We start from the raw sequence: 14,163 nt of genomic DNA on the forward strand, positions 1-14,163 counted from the left end.
ATGTCGATCTCCTGCTGGGGCGCGTCCGCGCGGAGGCGGCGTTCCGTCTGGGCGATCGGCTGGAGGCCCGTACCCGAGGGTCCGGGCCGGGTGAACGCGATGGTCCGTCGGTCCGGCCCGGGCGGCGCCGGGCCGGGCCGACGGACCTCGCTCCGCCTCGAATCGTCCCTTCCGGACCCTTCCGGACCCTTCCGGACTCCGGTCCGGTCCGGGAGAAACCCGCTACGGCCGCAGGGTGGGCTCCCGCTCCAGCTCCTGCTTGTCGAGCCGGACATCGGCCTTCGACAGCCGCTTCGCCTTCGCCTCGTCCTGCTGGACCGCGGCCGGGGCGACGCCCGCCCACTTCAGGACCGACGCGGTCGCGGCGGCCCGCTGCTCGGCCGGCAGACCGTCGATACGGGCCCCGTGGTTGGCCCCGGGCACGGTGTGGACGAAGCTGTCGCGCGCCCCCTTGCCCAGCCGGAACGGCTCGGCGCTCCACGGGTCGTTCTCACCGTTGACGAACATCATCTGCCGGGCGTTGTTCCGCACCCAGTTGTCGATGTCCTTCATGGCGTTCTTCTTGAACTTCATCGGGATGTCCCGCGGCACGAAGTTCCGCGGCGGCTGGTAGCCGTACCGGCTCAGCCCGTCGAGGTGCGGCTGCTCGACGTCCGGCGAACCCAGCTCCGTACCGGCCTGGTAGTAGTACGGCGTGTACGGCGCCAGACCCTGGTCGGTGTAGAAGGAGAAGCCGGAGATGTCGTTGACGGTGTTCCAGAGCTCCTGGTCCGTCGCCGTCTTCGCGTCCGGGATCGTGCCGCAGTCGGCGACCATGCTGTACTGCCAGAAGGCCCAGGTGTAGTCGAGGACGACGGCCTCGAACGCCCGGTCCAGCGAACCCACCGTGGTGAAGGTGTAGTTGTTCGCGGCCGCCAGCTCCGCGTACTTCGCGGACAGCGCGTCCCGGCGGACCAGCGCCTCGCGCTGAACCCCGTTCAGCTTGTCGCGGCACTCCTGGGTGCCCACGTTCTCCAGGAAGTCGTCGTACGCCGAGTCCTCGTCGTTCCGGACGTCGTTCGGCGCCACATAGGCGACGACACCGTCCATGTCACCCGGGTAGAAACGCTCGTAGTACGTGGCGGTCATACCGCCCTTGGAGCCACCGGTGGAGATCCACTTGCGGTCGTAGATCTTCTTCAGCGCCCGGTGGATCCGGTGCTGGTCGCTGGCGGCCTGCCAGATGTCCAGCTTGGTCCAGTCGGCGGGAGCGGGCCGCGACGGCGTGAAGAAACGGTACTCCATGGAGACCTGGTTGCCGTCGATGATCGCCGTGGGCTCACTGCGCCGGGGGTTGGTGTTCAGCCCGTACCCGGAGGTGAAGAAGACGGTGGGGCGGCTGGTGTCCTTGTGCAGCAGGGTGATCCGCTGCTGGAAGGTCCCCTTGCGCGGATTGCGGTGGTCCACCGGCTGGGTGTAGTTGAGGACGAAGAACCGGTACCCCGGGGTCGGCTTCTCCTCGATGAGGCTCATCCCGGGTATCGCGAGGATCCGGTCCTTGATGTCCGCGGTCGCCGGTGCCCCGGCCGTCCCGGCCGCCGGCTCCGCGGCGGTGGCCGCACCTGCCGTCGCGCCGGTCGCACTCACGGTGCCGATGAGCAGCGTGAGAGACAGCACTCCTCTGAGCGCCTTACGCATGAACCCTCCCCTGGCTTCTACGTGGGTCGCCGTGAACCTAGCGGCGCGGACCCCGGACCCGCCAGACCCCAACGCCGATGACCAGGGAAAACTTTCCACGGAAGGCTCGTGAACCGGGATTTTTCACACCTCTTGGCGGCTTCCGGCGACAACTCCGGCGGCCCTGCGGCTCAGCACAGGATCCAGCCCGTCGAGGCACCGTGACCCGAGACGGAACCGGAGGCCCGGACACAGCGGTTGAGGGCGTGTACGGTCCGGGGGCCGGCGATCCGGCTGTACCGGCCGCGGTCGACGACGGGCCTGCCGCCATGCACCTGGATGGAGAGCGCCATCGGCCGCGGGGTGCCCGGGGACTTGGCGAGGGTGAAGGCGCAGGCGTACCGCCGGCTCTGGTAGACCCGCAGCTCCCCGGTACGGAACACAATCCTCCGGGCCAGTTTCCCGGAGCAGGGCCCGGCCGCGCGGACCTCGGCGGCGCCCGGGGCGGCCCCGGGAATCGCCCGGGCCGCGGTCCCGCCCCGGCCACGGTCGGAGTCCGCGGCCGCCGGGGACGACCCCGGACCCGCGAGGGTGAGCAGGGTGGCGGCCAGCACCAGCGCGAGCGTACGGGCGATCGTTCGCCGCAGCCGCCCCGCCGGACGGCGGCGTACGCCACCGGGGACTCCCGGCGGGGCCGGTGCCCCGGGGGGCCCGGAATCCGCGCGGAGCCTCCGGGCGGGCCCGGCCGCAGCCGCTCCGCCCGGCCGGGCCGCGGCCGCCCGGCCCCCACCGTCCCCCGTGCCCTTGCCGTCGCCCGTACTCCCGCCCGGGCCCGTGCCCTTGCCACGCGGTCCTCTGCCGGTTCCTCCGAGCGTCACCACAGCTGTCCCCCGCCTCTCGCGGCGTCGCCGCACATAGGTCGTATGTGCGTACGACGCTCAGGACCCGCGAAAGGGTTGTCGCCGCAGTGCGGGGAAACCGTGAAAGGCCGAAGACCCCCGGCGGAGAGCCCGGATCCGGCCGCCCGCGGGTGCCCGGCGGGGCCGGTGCCCGGCTGCCCCCGTGGGTGCCGGACCGCCCGCGGGTGCCCGGCGAAGCCGCCGGTGCCGGACCGCCCACGGCCGTTCCGTTCGTACGGCCCGGACCCACGCGGCACGGCACGGGTCCCGCGCCGGTGGGTCGGACCCCGCTACCGCACCGCGGCCGGAACCGGGTCGCCCTCGCCGTCCGGGCCGCCCCCGCCGGGCCCACCCGTCTCCCCCAACTCCTCCGCCTCACCGGTCTCGCCCGTAAAGGTGCGCCACAGTGTCGCGTACCGGCCGTCCCGGGCCAGGAGTTCGTCATGGGTGCCGTCCTCCGCCACCCGGCCGTCGGCCATCACCACGACCCGGTCCGCCCGGGCGGCCGTGGTCAGCCGGTGGGCGACGACCAGGGTGGTACGGCGGCCGGTGAGCCGGTCGGTCGCCTGGTTGACCTGCGCCTCGGTGGCCAGGTCCAGGGCGGCCGTGGCCTCGTCGAGCAGCAGGATGTCCGGGTCGACCAGCTCGGCACGGGCCAGGGCGATCAACTGGCGCTGGCCCGCGGACAGATTGCGTCCCCGCTCGGTGACCCCGTGCAGATAGCCGCCCTCCAGCGTGGCGATCATCTCGTGGGCGCCGACGGCCCGGGCCGCGGCCTCCACCTCGGCGTCCGACGCCCCGGGGCGCCCGTACGCGATGGCGTCCCGTACGGTCCCGGCGAAGAGGTACGCCTCCTGGGGTACGACGCCCAGCCGCCGCCGGTAGGCGGTCATATCGAGCCGGCGCAGGTCGACCCCGTCGGCCGTGACCCGGCCCTGCGTCGGGTCGTAGAACCGGGCGACCAGCTTCACCAGGGTCGACTTGCCCGCCCCGGTCTCCCCGACGAAGGCCACCGTCTGCCCGGCGGGTATCCGCAGGTCGATACCGGTCAGCGCCCGCTCGTCCGCACCGGGCGCGGACGGCGCGGCACCGCCCGCCAAAGCACCTCCCGCCGCGGCACCGTCCGCCAAAACAACTCCCGCCGCTGCACCACCCACCGGAGAGCCGTCCGCCGGGGAGCCGTCCGCCGGAGCGCCGTCGCGGCTGCCGTAGCCGAAGTCGACGCCCTCGAAGGCGATCTCGCCGCGCAGCTGCCGCACCGGTTCGGGACGGTCGGCGTCCCGGGTCGACGGCTTCTCCTCCAGCAGCTCCTGGATCCGGCCGAGGGAGACCGCGGCCTGCTGGTAGCCGTCGAAGACCTGCGACAACTGCTGGACGGGGGCGAAGAAGAGGTCGATGTAGAGGAGGTACGCCACCAGGGCGCCGGTCGTCAGGGTGCCCGCCTCGATGCGCTGGGCGCCGACGATCAACACGGCGACAGCCGCCACCGAGGAGAGCAGCTGGACGAAGGGGAAGTAGACCGAGATCAGCCACTGGCCGCGGATCCGGGCGCTGCGGTAGGCGTCGCTCCCGGCGATGTAGCGGGCCCGGCCTGCCTCCTCGCGCCGGAACGCCTGCACGATCCGCAGCCCGGTCACCGTCTCCTGGAGGTCGGCGTTGACCGTACTGACCCGCTCGCGCGCCAGCTCGTACGCCTTGACGCTCTCCCTGCGGAAGAAGTACGTGCCCACGATCAGCACGGGCAGGGTGGCGAAGACGACCAGGGCCAGCGAGGCGTCGATGACCACCAGGACCACCAGCACCCCGAGGAAGGTGACGACCGAGACGAAGGCCGTGACCAGACCGGTCTGGAGGAAGGTGGAGAGCGCGTCGACGTCGGTGGTCATCCGCGTCATGATCCGGCCGGTCAGCTCGCGCTCGTAGTAGTCGAGGCCGAGGCGCTGGAGCTGGGCGAAGATCCGCAGCCGGACCGAGTAGAGGACCCGTTCGCCGGTCCGGCCGGTGGCGCGGGTCTCGGCGGTCTGCGCGGCCCACTGCACCAGTACGGCGGCGAGCGCCAGCGCGGACGCGGCCCAGACCGCGCCCAGCGCCGCCTCCTCGACGCCCTGGTCGATGCCGTGCCGGATCAGGACCGGCAGCAGCAGTCCCATCCCGGCGTCGACGGCCACCAGGGCCAGGCTGAGCAGCAGCGGCAGCCCGAAGCCGGCCAGCAGCAGCCGGAGCCCGCGCCGCCGGGGGTCGGGCCGGACCGCCCGCTCCTCGTCGATATCGGGGGTGTCGTCGGCCGGGGGCAGTTCCGCGACCTTGGCGAGCAGTTCGGGCGTCGCGTCCGGAGCGGGCCGCGGGGTGACGGTCTCGTCCCGGACCCAGAGGCGGGGCGTGATGCCCCGCTCGGGGTCGTAGGCGGATTCGGCGTCGAGGCCGAGGGCCTCCCCGGAGCCGGGCGCGGGCTCCTCCTGCCCGGTGTCGAGCGCGGGCGCATGGCCCGGGGACACCCCGCCGAGCTGCTCCGGGTCGGTGAGCAGTCTGCGGTAGAGCGCGGAGCGCTCCACGAGTTCGTCGTGGGTGCCGATGTCGGTGAGCCGGCCGCCGTCGAGGACGGCGATGCGGTCGGCGAGGTTGAGGGTGGAGCGGCGGTGGGCGATGAGCAGGGTGGTGCGCCCGGCCATCACCGTGCGCAGCGCTTCGTGGATCTCGTGCTCGACCCGGGCGTCGACGGCGGAGGTGGCATCGTCGAGGAGCAGCAGCCGGGGGTCCGTGAGGATGGCGCGGGCCAGGGCGATCCGCTGGCGCTGGCCGCCGGAGAGGGTCAGGCCCTGTTCGCCGACGCGGGTGCCGTAGCCGTCGGGCAGTTCGGCGATGAAGCCGTCGGCCCGGGCCGCGCGGGCGGCGGCCGCGATCTCCTCGTCGGTGGCGCCGGGCCTGCCGTAGGCGATGTTCGCGCGGACGGTGTCGGAGAACAGGAAGCTGTCCTCGGGGACCAGCGCGATGGCGGAGCGCAGCGAGTCCAGGGTCAGCTCGCGGACGTCGTGGCCGCCGACGAGCACGGCCCCGCGGTCGACGTCGTAGAACCGGGGCAGCAGCAGCGAGACGGTGGACTTGCCGCTGCCGGAGGCGCCGACGACGGCGACGGTCTCGCCCGCGCCGATCTCCAGCGAGAAGCCGTCGAGCACCGGCGGCCGGCCGCTCTCCGTCCCGTAGCCGAAGGTGACGTCGTCGAACTCGACGGTGGCGGGGGCGTCCGCGGGCAGCTCCCGCCGGCCGTCCGCCATCGAGGGCTCGGTGTCGATCAGCTCCAGCACCCGCTCGGCGCCCGCCCTGGCCTGCTGGCCCACGGTGAGCACCAGGGCCAGCATCCGGACCGGGCCGACGAGCTGGGCCAGATAGGCGGAGAAGGCGACGAACGTGCCCAGGGTGATCTCGCCCCGGGTGGCGAGCCAGCCGCCGACGGCGAGCATCGCGACCTGCCCGAAGGCGGGGATGGCCTGCAGGGCCGGGGTGTAGCGGGAGTTCAGCCGGATGGTGCGCAGCCGCCCCGCGAAGAGCCGGCGGCCCGCGTCGCGCAGCTTGCCGGACTCCTGCTCCTCCTGCCCGAAGCCCTTGACGACCCGGACGCCCGACACCGCGCCGTCGACGACGCCCGCGACCTCGGCGGCCCGGCTCTGCGCGTACCAGGTGGAGGGGTGGAGCCGGGTGCGGCTGCGCCGGGCGACCCACCAGAGGGCGGGGCCGACGGCGAGGGCGATCAGGGTCAGCGGCAGCGACAGCCACGCCATGATCACCAGGGAGACGGCGAAGAGCAGGACGTTCCCGATGGTCATCGGGAGCATGAAGAGCAGGCCCTGGATCAGCTGGAGGTCGCTGGTGGCACGGCCCACGACCTGGCCGGTGGAGAGCTCATCCTGGCGGCGCCCGTCGAGCCGGGTGATCGTCGCGAACATCCCGGTACGCAGATCGTGCTGGATGTCGAGGGCGAGCTTGCCGCCGTAGTAGCGGCGGACGTATGTGAAGGCGTAGACGACGACCGCGGCGGCGATCAGCAGTCCGGTCCACAGGGCGAGGGAGCCGGATCCGGAGCCGCCCTCCCCGATCACATCGTCGATGACGATCTTGACGATGAGCGGGACGAGGGCCATGACGGCCATACCGCCGAGGGAGGAGCCGAGCGCGAGGACGACATGGAGGCGGTACCGCCAGGCATATCCCCAGAGCCGCCGCGCCCACCCCTGGGCGGGCCCGGACGCCGGGCCGGGCACAGCAGCTCCCCGGGCCTCTTCCGGACCGCGCTCGTCCGGCCGGTCCGCCGTTTTTCGTTCCGCCCCTCGGGCCGCCGCCACGTGATGCCTCCCCGTTCCGTTCCACAACGCTGGTGCCGGGCGGCCACGGGCCCGTGCGCCCCGGCCCGGAGGCCGGTCCGCACCGCTCGTCCGATGCCGCCGGATGTGGTCAACACGGACCGGTCCGGATTTCATCCCGTCGTAACAATCGGCGACCGCGGGTGACGAAGCGCGGCCGGGGACGCAAAAGCGCCCGGCGTGCGCGGAGGGCGCACACCGGGCGTGATGCGCCGGGGTGCCGGCGCGGGGCCGACCCGACCGCCGCGGGCGGGCAGCGTGACGAGCCGGCGATCAGGGGAGCGGCGGTCAGCGGGTCGCCGGAATCGCTTCCCTCGCCGCCAGCTCGGGCGTGGCGGGCACCGACTCGTACGGCACCGCGGTGGGCACGAAGGTGCTGCGGGGGGCGACGGCCGGGTTGATGTCCTTGTGGATCGCCCGGGCCACGGCCTGGATGGTGTTGACGCCGTCCTGCATCGTCTTGTTGTTGTGGGTCAGCACCACCATCGAGTAGTTGTGGCCGCCGCCCGTGAAGGCGCCGATGCTGTGGACCCGCCAGCCGAGCGTCTTCCGCGGCAGCCAGCCGTTCTTCACCTGGACGGCGGCGGTGCTCGGCGCCCCGGCCGGGGTGCCCCAGCGCTGCGAGCTGACGACGGCGCGCATCAGCTTCAGGGCGTAGGCCCGCGAGGCGTCCGTGAGCAGACCGTTCTTCTCGGTCAGCCGGCCCAGCAGTATCTGCTGGTCACGGGCGGTTATCTGGGTGAGGCCCCAGTAGCCGCCCGCACCGGGCACGGTCTGGGTCATTCCGGCCGCGGTCAGGAAGCGCTGGACCTTGGCGGTGCCGAGCTGCTTCCACAGGGTGGTGGTGGAGTTGTTGTCGGACTTGGTGATCATCGCGGTGGCGAGGCTCTTCTCACGGGCGGTGAGACTGCGCTTGGCCCGGTCCGCCTCGTGCAGCAGCACGGCCAGGACCGTGGACTTCACGATGCTCGCGGAGTCGAACTTCTGGGTCGCCCGCAGCTGGCAGACGGTCCCGCCGACCCGGTCGTTGAGGAAGATCGCCGTGGTCGACGTACGGCCCTTGAGCGCCGCGTTGATGTCCTTGGTGAGCTTGGCCGCGAGTCCGGCCTTCTTGGAGACGCAGGTGACCTGGGGCGTGGCGGCGGCGGCCGGTGCGGCCGTGGCGGTGAGCAGTGTCGGCACCATCGCTGCGGCGGCGATCGCCGCGGTGACGGCGGTGCGCTGGCGAAACATGGAAGGGTCCTCCCTGGGAGCCAAAGCGGCAGGCGCACACCCGTTCGGTACGTCCACCGTTGGAGAGGACAGCCGGGGGCCCGAATGGTTGCCCTCCCGGGGCGGCAAGGACCGAACAGTTACCTTTCGGTGACACACCCGTACGAATAGGGCGCGTCCGGCGACGGACGGTGATTCCGGCCCCGCACTCCGACAGCCCGGCAGCCAGGCGGCCCGGCAGCCGGACACCCCGGCAATCGGACGACCACGCGCGGTCGGTCAGCAGGCTCCGCGGTCCACCCCGGCCAGGCTCCGGTGCACCGCGCGGGACACCGCCTCCACCGCGGCGATACCGTCCCCCATCGCCGCGCCGCCCTCGGTCAGCACGGTGAGGCGGTAGGTGCACCGGCCGGTGGTGAAGACACCGCTGCTGTTCACCCGCCAGCCCTGCCCGGCCCGCGGCAGCCAGCCGTTCTTCAGCCGTACCTCCAGCCCGGCCGGCGCCCCGGCCGGGATCCCCCAGCGCTGCCCGTCCACCACCGCGCCCATCAGCCCGAGCGCCCGGCTCCGCGAGGCGTGCGTGAGTACGGGGCCGGGGGCGGTCAGCACGCCCAGCAGGGTGTTCTGGTCCCGGGCGGTGATCCGGGTCAGTCCCCAGTAGCCACCCTTGCCGAGGACCGTTCCGGTCATTCCGGCGGCCTTGCGGAACGCGTCGATCCGCCGGAGCCCGAGCGACTGCCACAGGGCGCTGGTCGCCTCATTGTCCGAGCGGGTGATCATGGCCCTGGCCAGAGATTCCTCCCGGGCGGTCAGCTCGCGCCCCTGCTTCTCGGCGGCCATCAGCAGGGCTCCGAGCACGGTCACCTTGACCACGCTGGCCGAGTCGAAGTGCCGGTCGGCGCGGAGTTCGCAGTGGGTACCGTGCGAGGGGTCGTCGACCTGGACGGCGACGGTCGGGGTCCGGCCGCGCAGGGCGCCGGACATGCCGTACAGCAGCGCGAAGCCGAGTGCGACGTCCGGGGTGGTACAGGAGGCGGTACCCCCGGCCACCGGCGCCCGTAAGACCGATGCCCGTACGACCGATGCCCGGACGGCCGCCTCCCGTACCGCCGGCGCGAGCGCCCCCGCCCCCGCCTCCGCAGCCCTCGTCTCCGTCACCGGTACGGGACCGGCCGCCGCGGCGGGCCGGGCCGGGCCGAGCAGCACGGGCAGCAGCAGCACCCCGAGCGGCAGCACCCGCCGCGCCGTGACCCCCGTCCGCGGCGCGGCCGGTCGCCGCCGTACTCCGTACCACCGCACTCCGTACCACCGGCCCCGCGGCACCGCCTCGCCCCGGGCACCGGCCCGGGGACACGGGTCCGCCGGGGCCGTCCGCGTACGCATCACAGGCATGCCGCGTATTCACCCACACGTTCCTGTGAACAGCCGTACGGATAACGGCTGTTGACGCCCGGCCGCCCCTCCGGCCGGGGCCACGGCCCGCGGGCTGGAGATGCGTGGGCTACAGATGCGTGGGCGCGAACATCCTGAGCAGCGCGGGCAGCACCACCACCGAGGGCCCCGGCTCCGCCAGTGCCTTCGCGAGATCGTCCGCCAGCGTCTCCGGCGAGGTCCGGACCGCCGGTACGCCGAAGGCCGCGGCGAGCGCGGTGAAGTCGGGCCGGGCCAGCTCGGTGGCGGTCGCCTCGCCGAAGGCGTCCGTCATGTACTCGCGCAGGATCCCGTAGCCGCCGTCGTCGACGATCAGCCAGGTCACCGGCAGGTCGTACTGCCGGGCGGTGGCGAGTTCCGCGATGGAGTACATCGCGCCGCCGTCGCCGGAGACCGCGAGCACGGGCCGGGACGGGTCGGCGGCCGCGGCGCCCAGCGCGGCCGGGAAGCCGTAGCCCAGGCCGCCCGCGCCCTGTGCGGAGTGCATGGTGTTGGGCCTGCGGGCGTCGAAGGCGGACCAGGCCCAGTAGGCGAGGATCGTCATGTCCCAGAAGCTGGGCGAGGTGTCGGGCAGCGCCTCCCGGACGGCGGCCAGCACCTGCTGCTCCAGCGTCCGGTCCTGGGCCGCGATCCGCTCCCGGACCCGGGCCAGCAGGGTCCGGACCCGCTCCGGCGCGGCCGGGTCGGGCCGCTCGGGCACGGTCTCCAGCAGGGCGGAGAGGGCGAGCCTGGCGTCCGCGTGGATCCCGACGGCGGCGTGGTTGGACTCCAGTTTGCCCGCGTCGGCCTCGATCTGGATCACCCGGCCGCGGGGGGCGAAGGTGTGGTAGTTCGAGGAGAGTTCACCGAGGCCGGAGCCGACGACGAGCAGCACGTCGGCGTCCTCCAGCAGATCGGTGGTGTGCCGGTCCTCCAGCCAGGACTGGAGCGAGAGCGGGTGCTCCCAGGGGAAGGCGCCCTTGCCGCCGAAGGTGGTGACGACGGGCGCGTTCAGCCGCTCGGCGAGCGCCAGCAGCTTCCCTGAGGCGTCGGCGCGGACGACCCCGCCGCCCGCGATAACCGCGGGACGTTCGGCACCGGCCAGCAGATGGGCGGCGAGCGCGGTCAGCTCCGGGCGCGGCAGGACGTCGTCCGGGGTGGCGTCGACGGCGGTGACGACCGGCAGCAGGGTCTCCGCGAGCAGGACGTCCTGCGGGATCTCGACCCAGACCGGCCCGTGCGGGGCGGTCAGCGCGGAGCGCCAGGCGTCGGCGATCGCGGACGGGATCTGGGAGGCCGTACGGGCGGTGTGCACCGATTTGACGATGTCCCGGAACGACGCCTGCTGGTCGCGGAGTTCATGGAGGTAGCCGTGGCGGCCGCCGCCGAGCCCGGCGGACGGCACCTGGCTGCCGATGGCGAGCACGGGCGCGGAGGCCGCGGCCGCCTCCTGGAGCGCGGCGAGCGACATCAGCGCGCCGGGCCCGGTGGAGAGCAGCAGCGGGGCGACCTGCCCGGTGATCCGGCCGTAGGCGTCGGCGGCGAAGCCCGCGTTGTTCTCGACGCGCAGTCCGACGTACGAGAGCGGGGAGCGCCGCAGCGCGTCGAACATGCCCAGGGCGTGCTGTCCGGGCAGGCCGAAGACGGTGGTGGCGCCGAGCCCCCGGAGGGTCTCGACGACGAGGTCGCCGCCGGTGCGGCCGGGCGGCGGGTTGAGCGCCGCCTCGGTCTGCCGGGCGGTCGGCTTCAGCACCACGTCGTGGTCGTGCGTCACTTCCCCGTCCTCCCGGCGGCGATCTGCCGGCTCATGATCGTGGTGAGTTCGTACGCCGTGTGGGAGGCGGCGACCGAGGTGATCTCGGCGTGGTCGTAGGCGGGGGCCACCTCGACGACATCGGCGGAGACCAGATTGCAGGAGGCCAGGCCGCGGAGGATCTCCAGGAGTTCGCGGGAGGTCATACCGCCCGCCTCGGGGGTGCCGGTGCCGGGCGCGTGCGCCGGGTCCAGGCAGTCGATGTCGATGGAGATGTAGAGCGGCCGGTCGCCGATGCGCTGGCGGAGCTGGTCGGCGACCTCGTCGGCGCCGCGCCGGTAGACGTCGGCGGAGGTGACGATGCCGAAGCCCAGCTTCTCGTCGTCGGTCAGGTCCTGCTTGCCGTAGAGGGGGCCGCGGATACCGACGTGGGAGAGGGCGGAGGTGTCGAGGATGCCCTCCTCGACGGCCCGCCGGAACGGGGTGCCGTGGGTGTACTCGGCACCGAAGTAGGTGTCCCAGGTGTCCAGGTGGGCGTCGAAGTGGAGAAGCGCGACCGGGCCGTGCTTCTTCGCCACCGAACGCAGCAGCGGGAGGGCGATGGTGTGGTCGCCGCCGAGGGTCATCAGCCGGGCGCCGGTGTCCAGCAGCTGCCCGGCGGCCTCCTCGATGGTCTCGACGGCCTCGTTGATGTTGAACGGGTTGGCCGCGATATCGCCCGCGTCGGCGACCTGGGCCAGCGCGAAGGGCGAGGCGTCCTGGGCCGGGTTGTACGGGCGGAGCAGGCGCGAGGCCTCGCGGATGGCGTTGCCGCCGAAACGGGCGCCGGGCCGGTAGGAGACCCCGGCGTCGAAGGGCACGCCGACGACGGCGACGTCGGCACGGCCGACCTCGTCGAGCCGGGGCAGCCGGGCGAAGGTGGCCGGGCCCGCATAGCGCGGGATCCGGGAGGAGTCGACGGGGCCGCGCGGCCCGTCGAGGCCGGTGCCGTTGGTGCCGTCGCTGTTCGGCGCAGTGCTCATGCCCGTATGCCCTCTTTCCTGCGTTCTTCCTGCGTGGGGGTGGCGCCGGTAGCGCCGGGTGGCCGCCGGCGGCCGCTTTACGCGGCCGTTCTTCCGCTGTCCGCGGCCGTACGTCCTGCCGGGCCGCTCGGCCGGCTTTCCATCCCTTGTGGGGGTCTATTGTCCATTTTTGCGATTTTCACGGGGTTCCCGTGTTTCCACGGTAACCAGCGGGCCGGGGTGTACGGCGGCCGGGCCCGGGGCCTGGTGGGCCCGGCCGCCGGGCCCCGGCCCGCCGGGGCTCAGACCGCGGCCCCGGTCCCGGGGGCCGCCGGAGCGCCCGCTCCGGCGTCCTCGCCGCCCCCGGCACCGTCGCCGCCGCGTCCCGCGAGGCGCTCGCGCCAGTGGGCCAGGATCGCCTCGTCCGTGGGCCGGGTCAGCAGGCTCACGACGACATACGCGGCGAGCGAGGCGAGCAGACCGTAGTAGACGGGCTCCGTGGCGAGGATGCCGTACGAGGCCATCAGCCCGATCACCGCGAGCCCGCCGACGGCGACCGCGGCCAGGGCGCCCTGGACGGTGCCGCGCTTCCACAGCAGCCCGCCGAGGATCGGCACCAGCAGCCCGCCGACCAGGAGGTTGTACGCCACGGTCAGCGCCTGGATCACATCGTTGAGCGCGATGGCGATCAGGATCACCGCGACTCCCATCACCAGGATGAACACCCGGTTGCCCTTGACCTCGTCGTGCGGTTCGTCCGCGGCGGGCCCCGACCCGGCCCCCGTAGCGCTCCCGGTCCCGGTATCGGTCCCGGCACCGCTCCCGCCCCCGGCGCCCGGGACCAGGCCCCGCAGCTTGGACCAGATGTCGTTGTTGGCCACCGTGGCACAGGCGATCAGCGCACCGGAGGAGGTCGACATCACGGCGGCGAGCGCGGCGGCCAGCACCAGCCCGCGGGCGCCCATCGGCAGCTCGTCCTTGACGATCAGCGCGAAGGCGTCGTCGGGGTTGGCGAGGTTCGGGTAGAGCACCTTGGCCGCGGTGCCGATCACGGCCCCGGCGACGGCGTACACCAGACAGTAGGTACCGGCCGCGGTGCCGCCCCAGCGGGCGACCTTGTCGCTGCGGGCGGTGAAGACCCGCTGCCAGATGTCCTGCCCGATCAGCATGCCGAAGGTGTAGATCAGCACATAGGTGAAGATCGTCTCGCCGCCGATGCCCAGCGGGGCGAAGTACTCGTCGGGCAGTTCGGCCCGCATCTCGCTCCAGCCGCCCGCCTTGACGACCGCGACCGGCAGCAGGATCAGCAGCACACCGACCGTCTTGACGACGAACTGCACCATGTCGGTCAGGGTGATCGACCACATGCCGCCGAGCGTGGAGTAGGCGACGACGACGGCGCCGCCGAGGACGATCGACAGCGTCCGGTTCACATCGAACAGGACATCGAAGATGGTGGCGTAGGCGATCGTCGAGGTGACCGCCAGCATCAGGGTGTACGCCCACATCACGACGCCCGAGATCAGCCCGGCCCGGCCGCCGTACCGCAGGTCGAGCATCTCCGAGACGGTGTAGACCTTCAGCCGGGCGATCCGGGCGGAGAACAGCACCGAGAGCGCCAGCAGGCCGAAGCCGATGGTGAGCACCATCCAGGCGCCGGAGAGACCGTGCTTGTAGCCGAGGCCGACACCGCCGATGGTGGAGGCGCCGCCGAGGACGATGGCGGCCATGGTGCCGGAGTACATCCCCGGGCCGAGCCGGCGCCCGGCGACCAGGAACTCGCTCTTGGACTTGGCGCGGCGCATACCCCACCAGCCCATACCGAGCATTCCGGCCAGATAGGCCACGATCACCGCGTAGTCGACAGCCATCGGCTC

General features: G+C 73.1%; 8 protein-coding genes. All 8 read right to left on the reverse strand.

Features of this window, described 5'->3' with window-relative positions; translation table 11 throughout:
* Nucleotides 1-222: 222 nt before the first annotated feature.
* Nucleotides 223-1,677, reverse strand: coding sequence for a S28 family serine protease (locus tag ACWDR0_RS24200; protein ID WP_456353847.1), 1,455 nt, complete (start codon nt 1,675-1,677; stop codon nt 223-225).
* 170 nt (nt 1,678-1,847) lie between these two features.
* On the reverse strand, nt 1,848-2,270 hold the full coding sequence (locus ACWDR0_RS24205; RefSeq protein WP_456353848.1) for a hypothetical protein: 423 nt from the start codon (nt 2,268-2,270) through the stop codon (nt 1,848-1,850).
* A gap of 575 nt (nt 2,271-2,845) precedes the next feature.
* Entirely contained in the window at nt 2,846-6,811 is a 3,966-nt protein-coding gene (locus ACWDR0_RS24210) for an ABC transporter ATP-binding protein (RefSeq protein ID WP_456353849.1), read from the reverse strand.
* A gap of 387 nt (nt 6,812-7,198) precedes the next feature.
* Nucleotides 7,199-8,143: a serine hydrolase gene (locus ACWDR0_RS24215; protein WP_456353850.1), complete on the reverse strand. Its 945-nt coding sequence runs from the start codon at nt 8,141-8,143 to the stop codon at nt 7,199-7,201.
* Between the two features lie 258 nt (nt 8,144-8,401).
* Complete coding sequence (locus tag ACWDR0_RS24220) at nt 8,402-9,358, reverse strand: serine hydrolase (RefSeq protein ID WP_456353851.1); 957 nt, start codon at nt 9,356-9,358, stop codon at nt 8,402-8,404.
* 265 nt (nt 9,359-9,623) lie between these two features.
* Entirely contained in the window at nt 9,624-11,306 is a 1,683-nt protein-coding gene (locus ACWDR0_RS24225) for a thiamine pyrophosphate-binding protein (protein WP_456353852.1), read from the reverse strand.
* Entirely contained in the window at nt 11,303-12,307 is a 1,005-nt protein-coding gene (gene speB, locus ACWDR0_RS24230; RefSeq protein ID WP_456353853.1) for an agmatinase, read from the reverse strand. The genes ACWDR0_RS24225 and speB overlap by 4 nt, the downstream gene beginning before the upstream one ends.
* A 281-nt stretch (nt 12,308-12,588) precedes the next feature.
* Nucleotides 12,589-14,157 (reverse strand): sodium:solute symporter, encoded by a 1,569-nt coding sequence (locus ACWDR0_RS24235; protein WP_456353854.1) that lies wholly within the window; start codon nt 14,155-14,157, stop codon nt 12,589-12,591.
* Nucleotides 14,158-14,163 lie beyond the last annotated feature (6 nt).

Source organism: Streptomyces sp. NPDC003691 (assembly GCF_053981115.1).

What these genes read in the sequence shown, in the direction of transcription:
- ACWDR0_RS24200 (WP_456353847.1), bottom strand. Translation starts at nt 1,677, where the DNA reads ATGCGTAAGGCGCTCAGAGGAGTGCTGTCTCTCACGCTGCTCATCGGC.
- ACWDR0_RS24215 (WP_456353850.1), bottom strand. Translation starts at nt 8,143, where the DNA reads ATGTTTCGCCAGCGCACCGCCGTCACCGCGGCGATCGCCGCCGCAGCG.
- speB (WP_456353853.1), bottom strand. Translation starts at nt 12,307, where the DNA reads ATGAGCACTGCGCCGAACAGCGACGGCACCAACGGCACCGGCCTCGAC.
- ACWDR0_RS24235 (WP_456353854.1), bottom strand. Translation starts at nt 14,157, where the DNA reads ATGGCTGTCGACTACGCGGTGATCGTGGCCTATCTGGCCGGAATGCTC.